Below are 17366 nucleotides of genomic sequence, written 5' to 3'. Positions count from 1 at the left end.
ATCAGAGCATGAAGACCGTGATCGTACACGTGTGCCCTACAGAAAACTGGGGCCACCCTCACAAAGAGGGTGGCCCCAGCGCTCTGCTGTGCGGACTAGCGGACTAGTCGCCGCCGTTGCCCGGCGTCGTCTTCTGGATCTGCATCAGGAACTCGGCGTTCGACTTCGTCTGCTTCATCTTGTCGAGAAGCAGCTCGACCGCCTGCTGCTGGTCGAGGGCGTGCAGCACCCGGCGCAGCTTCCAGACGACGGCGAGTTCGTCGGGGGCGAGCAGGATCTCTTCCTTACGGGTACCGGACGCGTCCACGTCCACCGCGGGGAAGATCCGCTTGTCCGCGAGCTTCCGGTCGAGCTTCAGCTCGGCGTTGCCCGTGCCCTTGAACTCCTCGAAGATCACCTCGTCCATGCGGGACCCGGTGTCCACCAGCGCGGTGGCGAGGATGGTCAGCGAGCCGCCGTCCTCGATGTTCCGGGCCGCACCGAAGAAGCGCTTCGGCGGGTACAGCGCGGTCGAGTCGACACCACCGGACAGGATGCGGCCGGAGGCCGGCGCCGCCAGGTTGTACGCACGGCCCAGACGCGTGATCGAGTCGAGCAGCACGACCACGTCGTGGCCCAGCTCGACGAGCCGCTTGGCACGCTCGATGGCGAGCTCGGCGACCGTCGTGTGGTCCTCGGCCGGGCGGTCGAAGGTCGAGGAGATGACCTCGCCCTTCACCGACCGCTGCATGTCGGTGACCTCTTCCGGACGCTCGTCGACGAGGACGACCATCAGGTGGCACTCGGGGTTGTTGTGCGTGATCGCGTTGGCGATCGCCTGCATGATCATGGTCTTGCCGGTCTTCGGCGGGGCCACGATCAGACCGCGCTGGCCCTTACCGATCGGCGCGACGAGGTCGATGATGCGGGTGGTGAGGACGCCCGGGTCGGTCTCCAGACGGAGCCGGTCCTGCGGGTAGAGCGGCGTCAGCTTGTTGAACTCCGGGCGGCCACGGCCTGATTCGGCGGCCATGCCGTTCGCGGAGTCCAGGCGGACCAGCGCGTTGAACTTCTCGCGGCGCTCGCCGTCCTTGGGCTGACGGACCGCGCCGGTGACGTGGTCACCCTTGCGCAGGCCGTTCTTGCGGACCTGGGCGAGCGACACGTACACGTCGTTCGGGCCCGGCAGGTAGCCCGACGTACGGATGAAGGCGTAGTTGTCGAGGATGTCGAGGATGCCCGCGACGGGGATCAGGACGTCGTCGTCGGCGAGCTGCGGCTCGGGGGTGCCGATCTCGTCACGGCCGCGACGGCCACGACGGTCCCGGTAGCGGCCGCGACGGCCACGGCGTCCGCCGTCGAAGTCGTCGTCGTCCTGCGGGCCGTTGTCACGCTGACGGTCCTGACGGCCGCCGCCCTGCTGCTGGCCCTGCTGGCCGCGGTCACGCTGCTGCTGGCCGCCGCCCTGCTGCTCGTCGCCCTTGCCCCGACGGCTGCGGTCGCCCCGCTCACCGCGGTCGGTGCGGTCGCCACGGTCGGTGCGCTCACCGCGGTCACGGCCACGCTCACGGCGGCCCTGGCGGCCCTCGCCGCCCTGGTCACCGGCGTCGCCCTTGGGCTCGGCCGAAGCGGCCGGGGTCTCGGCCCTGGGCTCGCTCTTCGGCTCGGTGACCGTGGCGGCCTGCGCATCGGGGCTGCCCGCGTCGGCGGTGGCACGGCGCCGACGGCGCTCGGTGGGCGCCTCGTCGCCACCGGCCGGCTGGCCGGGGATCTCGATCTGCTGCTGGGCCACGGCCTTCTCGGCCTTCTCGGCGGGCGCCTCGGCCTTCTTGGCGGTGGCCTTCTCGGCCGGGGCGGCGTCGTCGCCCGTGCGCGCCTTCGAGGTGGCACGGCGCTTCGGCTTGGTCTCGGTGGCTGCCTCGGCCTTCGCCGGGGCACCCCCGCCCGCCTGCGCCTCCTTGATGACCTCGATCAGCTGGCTCTTGCGCATACGCGCGGTGCCCCTGATGCCGAGGCCGGATGCGACCTGCTGCAGCTCGGCCAGCACCATGCCCTCAAGGCCGGTGCCACGGCGCCGCCGGGAGCCGGCACCGCTGGCAGGCGCGGCGTCCGTGGCGGGCGCGGCAGCGGTGTCCTCGACACGTGCGCCCATCAGATCGGTGGTGTCGCTCACGAAGGGTCCTTCCCTGGAGCGGACGTCGGCCTTCTGGCTCGGCGACCGTTTGTGCTGTCCGGCTTCGGCCCTGTTCGGGTGGACCGTGCCGGGGCGGTGGTCCGCCAAAGAGGCGGCGGAGGAAATTTCTGGTGATTCGGCGCTATCCGGGCCGTGGCACTGAATGTCTGTGTCACGCGGCTCGGCCACGCCTGTTCCGGGGCCTGCTCGGCAGACCGCTCAGTGCCTGCGTACGGCGTACAGCTTGACGTACGAAGCACAGTGCGGCTGGGGAGACTCCCGGAAGAATGGTTGTCCCTGACGGGGACGATAAGCACCTCGCCATGGCTGGGGCAGGTGCAGACTTGAGGTTAACACTACCGGATCCAACAAACATTCCCCCTCTCGAAATCCGGCAACCGAACGCCCCTACTCGTCGCCGCTGACGGCGCCGACTTCGGTGACGGCGGTGGTGAGCGGCAGGACGCACGCCCCTCGGGCGTCGAGGTCCAGCCGGTTGGCGGCCCAGCCCGCACCCGCGAGATCGGCCACCTTGTCGGCACTGGCCTCGTCGACCAGGGCCAGGACCGTGGGTCCGGCGCCGGAGATGACTGCCGGGACGCCGTCGGCCCGCAGCCGCTCGACCAGGGCCGTGCTCTCCGGCATGGCGGGCGCCCGGTACTCCTGGTGCAGCCGGTCCTCGGTGGCGGGCAGCAGCAGCTCGGGGCGCCTGGTCAGGGCTTCCACGAGGAGGGCCGCCCGGCCCGCGTTGGTGGCTGCGTCGACGTGCGGGACGTTGCGCGGAAGCAGTCCGCGCGCCGTCTCCGTGAGAACCGGCTTTCCGGGGACGAAAACCACCGGAACGATGGAATCCGCGGGATCCATCCTGATCGCGCGCGCGGCGCCGCCCTCCATCCAGGAGAGCGTGAAACCGCCGAGAAGGCAGGCCGCGACGTTGTCGGGGTGGCCCTCGATCTCCGTGGCCAGTTCGAGCAGCGCGGCGTCGTCGAGCCGGTTGTCGCCGCCTATGGTCACGGCGCGGGCGGCGACGATGCCGGCGCAGATGGCGGCGGAGGAGGAGCCGAGGCCGCGGCCGTGCGGAATGCGGTTGGCGCACACGATCTCGAGGCCGCGGGGCTGTCCGCCCAGCAGGTCGAAGGCGGTGCGCAGAGAGCGGACGAGCAGGTGCCGCTCGTCGCGCGGGAGGGTCTCGCTGCCCTCCCCCGCGATGTCGACGTGCAGTCCGGAGTCGGCCACCCGGACGACCACGTCGTCGTAGAGCCCCAGCGACAGGCCCAGGGCGTCGAAGCCCGGACCGAGGTTGGCGCTGGTGGCGGGGACGCGCACCCGTACGGCGGCGGCGCGGAACGCTGGACCGGCCATCGCTCGATGACTCTCCTTGAGCTGCGGGACTGACGAGTGTCGAATGACATTCGATACGTAAGTGATGCGTATGTGAGGACCCAGCGGCCGCTCAGGACGGCGCGGCGCCGCACCCTTGCGGGGCATATGCGGCGGGCGGGTTCACTACAGCCTATCGAAGGAAGGTTCTGTGGCGACATAGGGCGCACAGGAGGCGCACGATGCGTGTCGTAAGCCCCCTGTGCACCCCCTGTCGGGTGCTGTCAGGGTTATCCCCCGAGAACCGGCGTCTACGCGCGACTCCCAGGTCTTTTCGAACGGCTGGGCGAGAGCTTACGCGAGGCCGAGGCGCTCGGCCGCCGTCGCCGCGTCCACCGGGACCGTGACGGGCTGCGGGGCGCCCGCGACGGCCCAGTCGGGGTCCTTGAGGCCGTTGCCGGTGACCGTGCAGACGATGGTCTGGCCCGGGTCGACCTTGCCGGCCTCTGCGGCCTTCAGCAGACCGGCCACGGAGGCGGCGGAGGCGGGCTCCACGAAGACACCCTCCTGAGCGGCCAACAGCCGGTAGGCGCGCAGGATCTCACGGTCCGTCACCTCGTCGATGAAGCCGCCCGACTCGTCCCGCGCGGCCAGGGCGTACTGCCAGGACGCGGGGTTGCCGATACGGATCGCGGTGGCGATCGTCGACGGGTCCTTGACGACCTCGCCGCGCACGATCGGGGCGGAGCCGGAGGCCTGGAAGCCCCACATCCGGGGGGTCTTCGCGGCGATGCCGTCGGCGGCGTACTCCTTGTAGCCCTTCCAGTACGCCGTGATGTTGCCCGCGTTGCCCACCGGCAGGACGTGGATGTCCGGCGCGTCGCCGAGCATGTCCACGATCTCGAAGGCGGCGGTCTTCTGGCCCTCGATGCGTACCGGGTTCACTGAATTCACCAGCGCCACCGGGTAGTTGTCGCTCAGTTCACGCGCGAGGGTGAGGCAGTCGTCGAAGTTGCCGTCGACCTGGAGGATCTTCGCGCCGTGCACGAGAGCCTGGCCCATCTTGCCCAGCGCGATCTTGCCGCGCGGGACGAGCACGGCCGAGACCATGCCCGCGCGGACGGCGTAGGCGGCCGCGGAGGCAGAGGTGTTGCCCGTGGAGGCACAGATGACTGCCTTCGCGCCCTCTTCCTTCGCGCGCGAGATGGCCATGGTCATACCGCGGTCCTTGAAGGATCCGGTCGGGTTGGCGCCCTCCACCTTGAGGTGGACCTCGCAGCCCGTGCGCTCGGAGAGCACCTGCGCGGGTACGAGGGGCGTGCCGCCCTCGCGGAGCGTCACGACCGGCGTGGTGTCGGAGACGGGCAACCGGTCCCGGTACTCCTCGATGATTCCGCGCCATTGGTGGGTCATTGCTGGTTACTCTCCTTCAACCCGCATGATGCTGGCGACACCCCGCACGGTGTCGAGGTTGCGCAGCGCCTCGACGGTCCCGGTGAGGGAGGCGTCGGAGGCGCGGTGGGTGACGACGACGAGAGAGGCCTCGCCGTCCTTGCCCGTCTGCCGAACCGTATCGATCGACACACCGTGCTCCGCGAACACGGTCGCCACCTGGGCGAGAACTCCCGGTTTGTCGGCGACGTCAAGGCTGATGTGGTAGCGCGTGACGACCTCGCCCATCGGCGAGACCGGCAGGGCGGCGTACGCGGACTCGCCGGGCCCGGTGGCGCCCGCGAGCCGGTTGCGGCACACGGCGACGAGGTCGCCGAGCACCGCGGAGGCGGTGGGGGCACCGCCCGCGCCCGGACCGTAGAACATCAGCTGCCCGGCGGCGTCCGACTCCACGAACACGGCGTTGTAGGCGCCGCGCACGGAGGCGAGCGGGTGGGTCAGCGGGATCATCGCGGGGTGCACGCGCGCGGTGACGGAGCCGCCGTCCGCGGCCCGCTCGCAGATGGCGAGCAGCTTGATGGTGCAGCCCATGTTCCTGGCGGAGGCGAAGTCGGCCGCCGTCACCTCGGTCATGCCCTCGCGGTACACGTCGTCGAGACGTACCCGCGAGTGGAAGGCGATACCGGCGAGGATCGCGGCCTTGGCGGCGGCGTCGAAGCCCTCGACATCGGCGGTCGGATCGGCCTCGGCGTATCCCAGGGCGGTGGCCTCGTCGAGGGCCTCCTGATACCCGGCGCCCGTGGAATCCATCTTGTCGAGGATGAAATTGGTGGTGCCGTTGACGATGCCCATCACCCGGTTGATCTTGTCGCCGGCGAGGGACTCGCGCAGCGGCCGGATCAGGGGGATGGCGCCGGCGACGGCGGCCTCGTAGTAGAGGTCCGCGTCGTGGTCCCCGGCGGCGGCGTGCAGCGCGGCGCCCTCCTGGGCGAGGAGGGCCTTGTTGGCGGAGACGACGGAGGCGCCGTACTCGAACGCGGTGGTGATGAGGGAGCGGGCGGGCTCGATACCGCCGATGACCTCGACGACGACGTCGATGTCCCCCCGTTTGACCAGGGCGGTCGCGTCGGTGGTGACGAGCGCCGGGTCGATGCCCTCACGCACCCGGGAGGGCCGCCGGACCGCCACACCCGCGAGCTCGACCGGGGCGCCGATGCGCGCGGCGAGATCGTCGGCGTGCGTCGTCATGATGCGCGCCACCTCTGAGCCGACGACCCCACAGCCCAGCAGCGCCACCTTCAGCGGACGCGTACGCATCATCCGACCTCGTTTCCTCACATACCGAATACGGTGGGACCAGTCTCACTCACCGGACGGGGGTTTCTATCCCTCGTCCGGATCGTGAGACATCTATTTCATTTCCACCGGGCCGGAAGACGGAGATCTTTCGGCCCGGAATTTCTTTTGCGCGCGGATCACCCGTCACGTCATCCATGGACCACCCGTCACGCAGTCCATGGACCGCGGGTCACGCAGTCCATGGACCGCGGGTCACGCAGTCCATGGACCGCGGGTCACGCAGTCCATGGACCGCGGGTCAGGTCATCGACGGATCACCGGTCGGGTCATCCGACGTCGAGACGGAGAAGATCCTCCTCCGTCTCCCGGCGGACGATGACACGGGCCTCTCCCTCCTTGACGGCGACGACCGGCGGCCGCAGTACGTGGTTGTAGTTGCTCGCCATGGAACGGCAGTACGCGCCGGTCGCCGGTACGGCGATCAGGTCACCCGGTGCCAGGTCCGCCGGCAGAAACGCGTCCTTCACCACGATGTCACCACTCTCGCAGTGCTTGCCGACCACCCGCGCGAGCATCGGCTCGGCGTCGGAGGTCCGGGACACCAGCGCGACGCTGTACTCGGCGTCGTACAACGCGGTCCGGATGTTGTCGGACATCCCCCCGTCCACGGACACGTAAGTGCGCAGCCCGTCCAACGGCTTGACGGTGCCGACCTCGTAGAGCGTGAAGGCGGTGGGGCCGACGATGGCGCGGCCCGGCTCGACGGAGATACGAGGAGCGCGGAGCCTGGCGGCGTCACACTCACGGTTGACGATCTCGGTCAGCGCCTTGGCGATCTCGTGCGGCTCACGGGGGTCGTCGTCGCTGGTGTAGGCGATACCGAGACCGCCGCCGAGGTCGATCTCGGGCAGTTCGACACCGTGCTCGTCACGGATGTCCTTGAGCAGTCCGACGACACGGTGGGCGGCGACCTCGAAGCCGGAGGTGTCGAAGATCTGCGACCCGATGTGGGAGTGGATTCCGATGAGTTCGAGCCCGTCGAGCTTGAGGGCCCGCCGCACGGCCTCCGCGGCCTGCCCGCCGGCGAGCGGGATCCCGAACTTCTGGTCCTCGTGGGCGGTGGCGATGAACTCGTGCGTGTGGGCCTCGACGCCGACGGTGACGCGGATCTGCACCTTCTGCCGCCTGCCGAGCGACTGCGCGATGTGCGCGACCCGCACGATCTCCTGGAAGGAGTCGAGCACGATACGGCCGACACCGGCCTCGATGGCTCGGTGGATCTCGTCGGTGGACTTGTTGTTGCCGTGGAAGGCGATGCGGTCGGCGGGCATACCGGCGGAGAGGGCGGTCGCGAGCTCGCCGCCGGAGCAGACGTCGAGGTTGAGCCCCTCCTCGTGCAGCCAGCGCACGATGGCCCGGGACAGGAACGCCTTGCCCGCGTAGAACACGTCGGCGTCCTGCCCGAACGCCGTGCGCCAGGCGCGCGCCCGGGCCCGGAAGTCGGCCTCGTCGACGAAGTACGCCGGCGTGCCGAACTCCTCCGCGAGCGCCTTCACATCGATCCCGCCGACACTGACGACTCCGTCGTCCGTGCGGGTGACGGTCTGCGCCCACACCTTCGGGTCCAGCGTGTTCAGGTCGGCGGGCGGGGCGGCGTAGTGCCCCTCGGGAAACACGTCGGCGTGACGGGGCCCGGCGGGGTGTGCGGAACGGCTCATGTCTGTACGGCTTTCTGTGGACTCCGGGCTTTGCGCGCGGGGGCTTGGAGGGGGCTTCGGGGCTTCGAGCTTGGAGGCTTGGGGCTCCGGCTGACGGGTGACGGCTGACGTTGTGTCGGGTGTCGGGTGTCGGCTCCGGCCGACGGGGGTCGGCTTCCGCTCTTCGCTGTCTGCTCCTTGGGCTCCGCGGGCTCGCTCAGAGGTATGCGGGTGCGTCGATGCCGAGCAGGGACAGGCCGCCGGCCAGCACCGTCCCGGCGGCTTCGGCAAGTGCCAGCCGGGCCCGGTGGGCGGCCGAGGGTTTCTCGTCGCCGCGCGGCAGCACCGTGTGCTGGAAAGCGAGCAGGGCGTCGGCGAGGACGACCAGGTGCCGGGCGAGACGGTCGGGAGCGCGGTGCGTGGCCGCTCGGGCGAGGGCGGAGGGGTATTCGGTGAGGGCGGTGACGAGAGGGGTTGTCACGTCGGGGGTGGTGAGGGGCGCGGGAAGTGGGTTCGGGGTCACCGGGGTGCCGGTGAAGCCGAGGGCCGCGGCGTTGCGGGTGAGCGCGCGGGCTCGGGCATGGGCGTAACGGACCCGGAAGAGGGGGTTGCCGGCCCGCTGCACCAGGAGGTCCGCGGTGATCCGGGGACGGTCGTGCGCGGCCGGGTGCAGGAGGGCCCAGCGGAGGGCGTCCGGACCGAGGGGGGTGGGGTCTTCCGGGGCGGGGACGGGGCGCAGGTCGACGGGTACGTCGGTGGTGGCCTCGTCCGGGGCACCGGGCCGATCGGGTTCGGCGACCTTGCCGGGCCGACCGGGGGCGCCGGGCTCGTCGGAGGGCCGGGGTCGGGGCCGGGGCCGGGCGTGCTCGACCTCGACGCGGCCTCCCTGGCTGGCGACGATCCGGACGAGCGCGTCCGCGACGACCTCGGCTCGGATGTCGTACGGGATCCGCAGCCGGACGACCTGCCCGGCGAGGGTGTCGCTGTGGCCGTACGGGAGGGGATCGGGGCCCTGGCCGTCCGCGGCTCCCTGGGCTCCCTGGGCTCCCTGGGCTCCCTGGGCTCCCTGGATCCGGCGTACCAGGGCGGTGACGGCCGCCCGGTCGAGGTGGATGTTGAGGAAGCCGGGGCCGGTGATCTCGACGGCGACGACGCCCTCGGTGCGGCTGAGATGGGGCCGCAGTATCTCGGCGACCTGCAGGGGCGGTCGTCCGGCGGGCCGGGCCAATTGCAGGGCGATGTTCGTCGCGTAGTCCCCGCTGCCCCCGGGCCCCGGCGGCGTGACCACGGCCCGTGCGGGCACCGGCACGCTCAGCTCCCCCTCGTCCACAGCACGACGCACCGCGCGCAGCACGGTGCGGGAGAGCTCGACGGGGGTCACGGGGACAAGCGTAGGGGAGGAGGGGGGTGGGTATGCGAGCCGGTTTACCCCGGGGTCCGGGATGTGGACGAGATGTGGGGGGTGGTGGGGGCCGACAGGGGGCCGGGGTATGTGGAGGGGCGGGAGTCGGCAGGGGGCCGGGGTATGTGGAGGGGCGAGGGTCTGCGGGGCGGGGGTCGGCGGGGCGCCGGGGTGGACCGGCGTCCGTATGGGCGAGGCATCCGCACGGGCGACCGAGGGCCCTTCGGGCCGTGTGTGCAGGGCGAGCCGGTCTGCATCGTGGGGCCAGGCCGGAGCCGCGTGTTCCGGCGAGCTTCGGGGCCGGACTCCCCCGGGCCGGACTCCGGGTGCTGAAACCTCTGGGCAAGGGCCGCACACGGCAGGACGGCGGCCATGATCATCCCCGGTGCGCCCGGCCGGGCCCTCGCGGCGCCGCTTCCGGGCCCGAGATCAGCTTCCGGTACGGCCCGCCCGCTCCGCACACTCGGTGTGATCACTCCCGCTGCCGGTCCCTCCGGCCGGGGCGCCGGCGGGAGCGGGGCCGTCGACTCCGCTCCCGTACGCCGCGGCACCGTCGCCCCCGGCATGCGCTCGCTCCACCAACCGCCGTACGAGAGCGACGAGTTCGCTCGGCTCGAAGGGCTTGGCGAGGAACGCGTCGACGCCGACGTCGAGCCCGGCCTCGACCTCGTACTGGTTACAGGCACTGACGATGGCGAGCGGGAGACGCCGCGTCAGGGGGTCGCCGCGGAGCCGGGCGGCGGTACGGAGACCGTCGAGCCGTGGCATCACGACGTCGAGGGTGATTAGGTCGGGCCGCACCTGGTGAACGACGTCCAGGCACTCGGCACCATCGGCCGCGGTCACCACCTCGAAGCCCTCCAGCTCGAGGTTGACCCTGATCAGCTGCCGGATGACCTTGTTGTCGTCCACAACAAGCACCCGGCCGGACGCGCCTGGCACAACTCGAGAGTAGGTCCGCTCCCACCACCGCGTCCGGGTTTTCCCCACTTCCACCCTCTGCGGGCGGTCTCCCCCAAGCTCAACCCCGCCCTGACACCCCGCAAAACCCGTTCATGATCTCCCTCGGAGAGCTGGTAGGGTTCTACCCGTCGCCGCCGAACAAGGCGCCCGACACGCCCCCGTAGCTCAGGGGATAGAGCAACGGCCTCCGGAGCCGTGTGCGCAGGTTCGAATCCTGCCGGGGGCACCTTGTATGAGGTGCCCAAAGACCCCGTCACCAGCGGAAACGCTGAGGCCGGGGTCTTCGCGTATGTGCAGCCGTATGCCGCTCGGAGCGGCCGTATGTCGGGTGCTGTGGACTATGTGTGGACTGGCCGCAGGGCACGAATCCGCAGGTCATCCCCGGAAAACGCCGAGGCCCCTGGACCGGAGTCCAGGGGCCATCATGCCGTAGGTGTGCGTGAGGAGTGCGTGGATCAGGGCCCGGCGCCGGGCCCGTCCTCCTGTCCGTCATCCTCGCCGAGGAGTTCGGCGATCCGCCGATTGGCAACGTCCTGCCGACCGTCGAGGCACTTGGCGTACCGGCTCAAGAGCACTTCAACGCTGTTGCCCGCGCGCTCCGCCACCTCGGTGGGGTCCACACCAGCGTTGAGCCAGGAGGAGAGCGCGGCGTGCCGCAGGTCGTACGGTCGTGCGGCGAGGGGCGACGCCGCCTGTTCCGGGGTGAGCGCCAGGTGCCGGGCCTCGTCCCAGACGCGCCAGTACGTAGTGGAGGCGACCACTCCCCCGCGTTCGTTGGCGAACAGCCGGCCGTCCTTGGCCGTGCCGAACGTCTTGATGTGCGCGAGGAGCATGCGCACCAGGCGCGGCGGAATCGGAACGATGCGCGTCTCGTTCGCGGCGCGGTTCTTGAGGCCCCGGCTGTCGTGCACCTCACCCGTTCCGGTCCAACGCTTACCCACGGTCGGACGACTCTTCTCCAGGATCAGCGAGCCCCACCCGGTGTCCGGAAGGGCGCAGTCCTGACGGCGCAGCGCCACCGCCTCGGCCGGACGCAGTCCACCGAAGTACATGCAGGCGAAGAGCGCGACGAGGCGACGCCCGCGGGCCCGGCGGTACCCGCCGACGTACGAGACGGCGGCCAGGAGCTCCCCGGCCTGTCGAGGGTTCACCACAACCCGGCGGTCGACCTCTTTGGTGACCTTCGGTGGCTTCCACTTCACGAGCGTGACCGGGTTCTCGGGGAGCTCCCCCAACTCCACCGCATACGCGAGGGCGTTGAAGACGACCGCCCGCTTACGCCGTACCGTCTCGGCAGCCGCCGGAGCCCCGCTAAGGGTGAGCTTGAGCGAGTCGAGGACGCGGCGGATGTCCGCCGGGTTCTTGAGGGTCGCCAGGGGAAGCGACGCCTTGGCGACCCAGCGGAGGGCGTTCGCCACGTCGGTCGGTGGCTCCTCGTCGGGAGCGTGGACGACGAAGGCCCAGCCGCGGAGTGCCCGCCGCAACACGTCGTCAGCGGGCCGACCGGGCCGGTCGGCAAGGAGCTGCGTCGTGACCAGGGTCATGGTCTCGTTCGTGCTGTCCCGGGAGTTCGGCGCGGCGTGGGGCCACTTCATGGCGATGTAGCTGCGCGCGAAGTCGTACCAGGTGAGAGATGGCTTCGCCGTAGCCATGGAGTCCGGCAGGCCCGTTTCGGAGTCGAACGCCTCCCCCTTCTGCACCGCCCCAAGCAGCTTGGCCCTGAAGTTGTCGGCGAGCGCCTTGGTCCGGAAGGTCTCGGAGAACGGTGGCGTGTCGGCGACCTTCCACCGCACGTCATACGACGGTGTCTTGTACGGCCGCTTGCGGATGCCCCACACCCGCACGTCATGCGACTTCATGCCGCCTCCCCGAGTCCGTGCAGCCATGCAGTGAAGTCGCTTCGCCAGAACCGGAGTTCGCCGTTCGGCAGCTTCATCGCTTCGGGGGCCTGCCCCAGTTCGCGCCAGCGGTAGAAGGTGCGACGGGATACGCCGCCCAGTTCGGCGAGGATCTGCGGAACGGTCATCAGTTCGTCGCGTCGGCGGTCCACGCCGAGTCTCCTTCCGTGTCGTCGTCTGCTGAGGTCGTGGGTGATGCCGAGGGCGGTGGAGTGCCGTGCGCGATGAAGTGCTCTGCGGCTGTCATGCCGGTACCGGCGAAGCGCCAGTGAGAGAGGACAAGGACGGTGTCCGGGTCAGGCAGGGGGTGCCCTGCCTCAGCCGCGCGTTCTCGGGCCAGTGCTTCGTTGTGGTCGGCGCGTTCCTGGCGGAGGGCGCCGAGGGTGACGGAGTAGGCGCGGGACTTCGTGGAGAAGTGGCCGCGGAAGCCGAGCATGTGCGCCCACTTGCGCAGGCGCAGGTCTTCGAGTTCCGGGCGGGCGCCGAGGTGCCAGCAGGTGAGGATCATCTGCCTGGCGTGGTCGGTGACTTCGGCGCCGATGAGGTCGGTGATGGGGTTGCGGATCGGGCGGTCCAGGGTGCCGGTCGCAGTCTCGGCGCCCTTGGTGGCGTACTTGGCGATGTAGGACGCCACGGCGCGGCTGTTCAGGTCTGAGGTGCCCTTGAAGTCGGCTGAGCGGATTGGGCGAATGTCGAGTTGTACGCCGAAGCGGAAGGTGTGGGTGTGTCCGTCGAGGTCCGGGCCGGGGGTTTCGGCGAGGCCGGCGGCTGTGCGGATGGCATCAGTAAGGAGTTCGGTCGTGGCCCAGGCGGGTGGGGTGTCCTCGGCACCGTCGGGACCGTCCAGGCGGATCACGGCGTGAAAGTGGACAGCCCCGCGCCGCTGGTACTCGGCGACCTTGGCGTACGAGACCTTGAGCGAGTGGCGGAGTTCCGAGCGGGTGAGGCCCGCGCGGGAGGCGAGTTGCTGGCGCAGGTAGGTGGTAAAGCGGGCCCACAGAGCTCCCGCGTGGGCGTTCCAGAGGACGGCCGCGCGGTAGTCGTAGCGGTCAGGGTTCAGGGGTGTGCCGAGGGCTGGGTCGTCGTCCGGGTGGAGTCGGCCGCAGCGGCACCGGCCGCCGCCGGGGCGGTTGTGCACGGGGCCGAAGGACGGAGCGGTGAAGGTGGCGAAGACGCGGGGGTGTTCGGCGACGGTCGGGCCGATGCCCTTGCCGCCGCTGAGTCCGGCGGTGACGAGGTGGAAGGTGTCTTTGCGGTAGATCTCGGCGCAGGCCGCGCAGCGGGTGGCGCGGCGGTTGTTGCAGCGGACGAGGAGTTGTCCGGCGGGAAGGGTGCGGTCGAGGAGTTCGCGGACGATTTCGCCGGTCTCGGCGTGGACGTCGAGGCGGTGGCCCTCCATCCGTACCGGCTGCTGGCAGCCGCCGAGTCGCTGGATCTGTCGGGCGTAGGCGCCGAGGTCGCCGTGTCGGGCGAGGGTGAGCAGTTGGCGGATGGCTCCGTCGGGAGCCGGGGGCTGCATGTGCGGGTTCCTCCTTGGAGCGGTGAGGAGTTCGGAGCCGGGCCCCGGCTTGTCCAGGGGGCTAGACAGCACGGGCAAGCCGAGGCCCATGAGTTGGAGAGGTCAGCGGCGGTCGCTCTTGAGGATCGAGCGGACGACGACGGCGCACACGGCGACCGAGGCGGCGGTGATCGCGACGGCGAGGAGCATGGAGACCAGGACCGCGCCGACGACGAGGACCAGGGCGCCCCCGGCGGCGGCCAGGGCGAGGGTGCTGCCGGGGGTGAGTTGGACGGTCGGCCGGCCGAAGACCGAGGCGGACGGAACCGGGGCCGGAGCCGGGACGTGCGTGGCCGGGCTCATGGCGGTCGGGGTCGTGGTGGTGGGAAGCGGGGCGGTGTCCTGCGGCGGGTACTTCGGCGTGAACACGTGGGTGATCCCTTCTGCTGTCAGTCGAGGAGGGTGGCAACGGCCGGGGCGAGGAAACTGTGGGCGATGAGGTAGCCGCCCAGGAGGAGCAGGGCGACCAGCCACCACGGCGGCCGGGCGAGCTGGACGCCGAGGACGGCGACGACGAGCACGACGAACCAGAGCGGTACGTGCATGGCGGTGGTCTCCTGTCAGGGCTTGCAGCGGTGGGTGCGGGCGGCGAGTTCGGCGGCGGTGCGGCTGCCGTAGTCGGCCGAGAAGTCGCAGTTCGGGGCGGTACAGGCGGCCAGGTGGCGGTTGCGGCCACGGGCGATGTAGGAGCCGACCTGTACGGGGCCGATGCGGCGGACGTTGCGGAAGCGCTTGGGGCTGGACATCACGAGTCGTCCTCTCCGGTGAAGTCACGGGTGTGGTCGGTGAGCCACTGGCGGATCTCGGCGCGTTCGTCGTCGGTGGCCTCGCTGAGCGCGGCCTCACCGAGGGCGAGGGCATCCACGAGCCGGTTGCTTCGGGTCAGTTCGGCGGAGTGCTCCAGGGCGATGCGGATGCACGGACGCATGTCTTGAGGTCTCCCTTTCTTCTGTCAGAGGTGGGCGGCGACGGCGGCGGTCATGGTCGGGGGCAGGCCGAGCCGGGCGCGTACGTGGTCGGGGTCGGCCGGGTGGCCGGTCGTTGCGCGGTGCTCCTCGGCCAGGGCCCGGACGCGGTCGACGAGGGCGGGTGGCAGGGAGACGGTGGGAACGGGTGACGGAACCGGCACGGTCACCGGGTCGGTCGGGGTCTCCGGGTCGGGTGCGGGAGGCGGTTCCTCGGTGGCCCTGCCGACGGGGGCCGAGTCGAGGGGAGCCGCGGGGAGTGCGTCACGGCCTGAGTCGGCCGACTCGCTGTCCCGGATGGTGTCGATGGTCATCGGGGCAGGGGCCGAGGGTGCTTCTGGCGTGCGTGGGGTGTGCGAGGTGTGCGCCAGGAGCGTGCCGCCGAAGAAGGCGACGGCGGGCCAGCCGGCCACCACGACGCGGAGCCACGCGGGTACGTGGTCCAGGTCGAGGAGCCCGGCGGTGGCGACGTTGGCGCCGAGGGATGCGGCGAGCGCGACGAGGAACCACAGGCGGGGACCCCCGGACGGTTGTCCGGCCCGCTGCTGTTCGCGCATCCGGCGCCAGGCGGCGACCAGCAGAAGGTCAACGCTGATCGGGTAGGCCCACGCCTTCCAGCCGCCTTGGCCAGCCGCTTCGGCGAGGTCGTGGAGGTGGGAGAAGGACAGGGCGCCCGCGATGACAGCTTGGATGATCACGGCGTCCAGGCGGGCGAGTTGGGCGCGCATCGGCTCGTCTTCCTTCCTGCTTCAGGCATGGGAGGGGTAGGGACCTTGGCGTGAGGCGGTCACGCCGACCGTGGGAGGGAAGGACGCGGCTACTCGGCGACCGGGCGAGCCGAGGGCGCGACAGGGGCAGCGGCCGGGGCCGACTCGACAGGCTTCACGACGTCGGAGGGGCGGAAGGCGGCGAGCCGGGCCAGGTCCGGGACGAGGCCGGAGGTGTCGCGGCAGACGGCCGCCGCTTCGTCGAGGGTGAGGTGAGGCGAGCGGACGCGGGACCAGCCGCCGGAGGAGTCGCCGACGATCGCGACGCCGGGCCGTTCGGCCGGGATGGACGTGGCGGCCAGTGCCGCTTCGGGGGCGATGTCGGCGAGCGCCATGTTCGCCGAGGTCTCGTCGTTGACGCGATGGCAGACGCGCCCGGTGAGCTGAGCGCGCAGCATGGTCGCGCCCTTGCCGAGTTCGGAGCCGAAGCGCTGTCCGCAGACTTCCAGGTAGATGCCGGCCGCGCGGCCGAGCTGGGCAAGGCGGATGAGCTTGGTGACCATGGCGTCGCGTCGTTTCTCGTCGTCGCGGCTCGCGGCGAGGAAGAGTTCCGCGACCTCGTCGACGACGACCACGACCGGCACCGGCCGCACGTCATCCGGCAGCCCCCACACGTCGGAGGTGAGCACGGCGTCCGGACCGGCCACGCTCGACAGGCCGATGAGTCGGAACCGTGCCTCCATTTCCTCCAGCAGGGCGTCAAGGACGTCGTTCGCGCGGTCAGCGGTATCGGCGAGGGCCGACAGGCGGGGCGCGAACGGCGCCAGTTCGACGCCCCATTTGCAGTCGATGCCGACGAGGGCGACGGGTTGCCGGGCGAGGCCGCACAGCAGGTTGCGCAGGTATACGGACTTGCCGGACTGCGTGGCGCCGAGGATCAGTTCGTGCGGCACGGTGCGGAAGTCCCGTACGTGCCAGTGACCGTCTTCACGCAGGGCCAACGGGAGAGTGAGCGGCCCACTCCCCCGCCAGCGGCGGGCGGGGCGCACGTCGGCGAGCACATCCCAGCCGATCAGACGCAGTTCGAGCCGTCCCGGCTTTGTGGGGCGAATGTGCACGGCGTGGGCACCCCAGGCGTGCCGTAGCCGGTCGGCCGAGGCAGTGAAGTCCTCGGGTGCCTGCCCGGCCGCCATGCGCAACTGCATCACGAGGCCGGACCCGGTCGGCCGCGGCAGGGACCGGCGAGGCGGCACCGGGGCCGCTTCCCTCCCCATCATCCGGGCCGTGGCCCGACGGACGGCCGAAGCCGGAACCGTCAGGCCGCAGGCGTCCATGGTCGCCCGGTACGAGACGAGGACGCGCAGGGTGACGGCCGGGTACCCGACGAGCCACCAGAACAGGGCCGGCGTCCGCCGACGCATCATGAGCAGCGCAGCCAGCGCCAGCAGCACCAGGAGCAGTGTCCAGACGGAATCGGTCATGGCGTTCAGCCCTGTACCGGCGCCGGGGTGCCGACCATGACGGCGTCGGCCCGGTAGGCGATGCCGTGGCGGGCCCGGCCGCCGAACTCGCTCTCCCAGGGCCGGGCCACCAGGCCGGACAGGAAGACCGGAGTTCCCATCACCAGGCCGTCACCGATGCCCGGCTCAGGCACCGTCACCTTGATCATGTCGGAGCCGCCCGCCGCGATGAACACCAGCTCCACCACCATGAGCCGGGCGTTGGTCACCGGGTCCACGGCGATCTCACCGGTCTGACGGTCCTTCACCTTGGTCTCGGGCAGCTTGGTGACCAGCAACGTCGCGGCGGAAGTGTCTACGGGGATGACACGCATTCGTTGAACCTCACTTGTTGATGGCGCCTCTCTCGGCGCCGATCCGGATTGGATACCCCCCTAGACAGCAAGGGGGAGCCCCACCCGAACTGTCTAGGGGGGTTGACGCCAACAGTAACCCGACGCCCCATCAACTGTCTAGGGGGGTATACGAGCAGGGCTACAGCCAGGCCCGAACG

At 70.8% G+C, this 17366-nt stretch carries 17 protein-coding genes and 1 tRNA gene; 1 reads left to right on the top strand and 17 read right to left on the bottom strand.

Translation table 11 applies throughout. From position 1 onward, the window contains the following. Positions 1–103: 103 nt before the first annotated feature. The 7 genes from rho to OG272_RS33525 all read right to left on the bottom strand — a co-directional run bounded on the left by rho (position 104) and on the right by OG272_RS33525 (position 10204). Positions 104–2152: a transcription termination factor Rho gene (gene rho / locus OG272_RS33555; protein ID WP_326577436.1), complete on the bottom strand. Its 2049-nt coding sequence runs from the start codon at positions 2150–2152 to the stop codon at positions 104–106. 408 nt (positions 2153–2560) lie between these two features. Then, the gene (gene thrB / locus OG272_RS33550) at positions 2561–3514 is read right to left on the bottom strand and encodes a homoserine kinase (RefSeq protein WP_327727797.1); all 954 of its coding nucleotides are present in this window, start codon (positions 3512–3514) and stop codon (positions 2561–2563) included. Between the two features lie 312 nt (positions 3515–3826). Continuing rightward, positions 3827–4885, bottom strand: coding sequence for a threonine synthase (gene thrC, locus OG272_RS33545; protein WP_327727798.1), 1059 nt, complete (start codon positions 4883–4885; stop codon positions 3827–3829). Positions 4886–4891: 6 nt separating this feature from the next. Beyond that, positions 4892–6184, bottom strand: coding sequence for a homoserine dehydrogenase (locus OG272_RS33540; protein ID WP_326577442.1), 1293 nt, complete (start codon positions 6182–6184; stop codon positions 4892–4894). 305 nt (positions 6185–6489) lie between these two features. After that, positions 6490–7881 carry a diaminopimelate decarboxylase gene (gene lysA / locus OG272_RS33535; protein ID WP_326577444.1) on the bottom strand — a complete coding sequence of 464 codons (1392 nt, stop codon included), beginning with the start codon at positions 7879–7881 and terminating at the stop codon, positions 6490–6492. A 196-nt stretch (positions 7882–8077) separates the two neighbouring features. Next, positions 8078–9241 carry an ArgS-related anticodon-binding protein NrtL gene (gene nrtL, locus OG272_RS33530; RefSeq protein ID WP_405895413.1) on the bottom strand — a complete coding sequence of 388 codons (1164 nt, stop codon included), beginning with the start codon at positions 9239–9241 and terminating at the stop codon, positions 8078–8080. Between the two features lie 450 nt (positions 9242–9691). After that, entirely contained in the window at positions 9692–10204 is a 513-nt protein-coding gene (locus OG272_RS33525) for a response regulator (RefSeq protein WP_327727800.1), read from the bottom strand. 175 nt (positions 10205–10379) lie between these two features. On the opposite strand from OG272_RS33525, the gene OG272_RS33520 reads away from it, so the two are divergent. Further along, positions 10380–10451, top strand: a tRNA-Arg gene (locus OG272_RS33520). 229 nt (positions 10452–10680) lie between these two features. Here the strand turns inward: OG272_RS33520 and OG272_RS33515 are convergent. From OG272_RS33515 to OG272_RS33470, 10 genes are all read right to left on the bottom strand, one after another. Further along, positions 10681–12084 (bottom strand): tyrosine-type recombinase/integrase, encoded by a 1404-nt coding sequence (locus OG272_RS33515; protein ID WP_405895412.1) that lies wholly within the window; start codon positions 12082–12084, stop codon positions 10681–10683. Continuing rightward, positions 12081–12251, bottom strand: a complete 171-nt coding sequence (locus OG272_RS33510; RefSeq protein WP_086753560.1) for an AlpA family transcriptional regulator — start codon at positions 12249–12251, stop codon at positions 12081–12083. Before OG272_RS33510 ends, OG272_RS33515 begins: the two co-directional genes overlap by 4 nt. Beyond that, positions 12251–13642 (bottom strand): replication initiator, encoded by a 1392-nt coding sequence (locus OG272_RS33505; protein WP_405895411.1) that lies wholly within the window; start codon positions 13640–13642, stop codon positions 12251–12253. Before OG272_RS33505 ends, OG272_RS33510 begins: the two co-directional genes overlap by 1 nt. A 102-nt stretch (positions 13643–13744) precedes the next feature. Next, positions 13745–14050: a SpdD protein gene (locus OG272_RS33500; RefSeq protein WP_326577457.1), complete on the bottom strand. Its 306-nt coding sequence runs from the start codon at positions 14048–14050 to the stop codon at positions 13745–13747. A gap of 20 nt (positions 14051–14070) precedes the next feature. Then, positions 14071–14226, bottom strand: a complete 156-nt coding sequence (locus tag OG272_RS33495) for a hypothetical protein (RefSeq protein ID WP_086748234.1) — start codon at positions 14224–14226, stop codon at positions 14071–14073. Between the two features lie 15 nt (positions 14227–14241). Beyond that, positions 14242–14427, bottom strand: a complete 186-nt coding sequence (locus OG272_RS33490) for a mobile element transfer protein (protein ID WP_086748235.1) — start codon at positions 14425–14427, stop codon at positions 14242–14244. Beyond that, on the bottom strand, positions 14427–14609 hold the full coding sequence (locus OG272_RS33485; protein WP_405895410.1) for a hypothetical protein: 183 nt from the start codon (positions 14607–14609) through the stop codon (positions 14427–14429). Before OG272_RS33485 ends, OG272_RS33490 begins: the two co-directional genes overlap by 1 nt. Positions 14610–14633: 24 nt before the next feature. Continuing rightward, positions 14634–15374, bottom strand: coding sequence for a DUF2637 domain-containing protein (locus tag OG272_RS33480; RefSeq protein ID WP_405895409.1), 741 nt, complete (start codon positions 15372–15374; stop codon positions 14634–14636). A gap of 89 nt (positions 15375–15463) precedes the next feature. Further along, entirely contained in the window at positions 15464–16834 is a 1371-nt protein-coding gene (locus OG272_RS33475; protein ID WP_405895408.1) for an FtsK/SpoIIIE domain-containing protein, read from the bottom strand. Between the two features lie 5 nt (positions 16835–16839). After that, positions 16840–17187 carry a hypothetical protein gene (locus OG272_RS33470; RefSeq protein ID WP_086748239.1) on the bottom strand — a complete coding sequence of 116 codons (348 nt, stop codon included), beginning with the start codon at positions 17185–17187 and terminating at the stop codon, positions 16840–16842. Positions 17188–17366: the final 179 nt, after the last annotated feature.

The organism is Streptomyces sp. NBC_00104 (assembly GCF_045160825.1).
In the GTDB taxonomy this organism is placed as follows: Bacteria; Actinomycetota; Actinomycetes; order Streptomycetales; family Streptomycetaceae; genus Streptomyces.
Note: the sequence above shows the minus strand (reverse complement) of the source record. Positions and strands in the feature narration are given on the sequence as shown.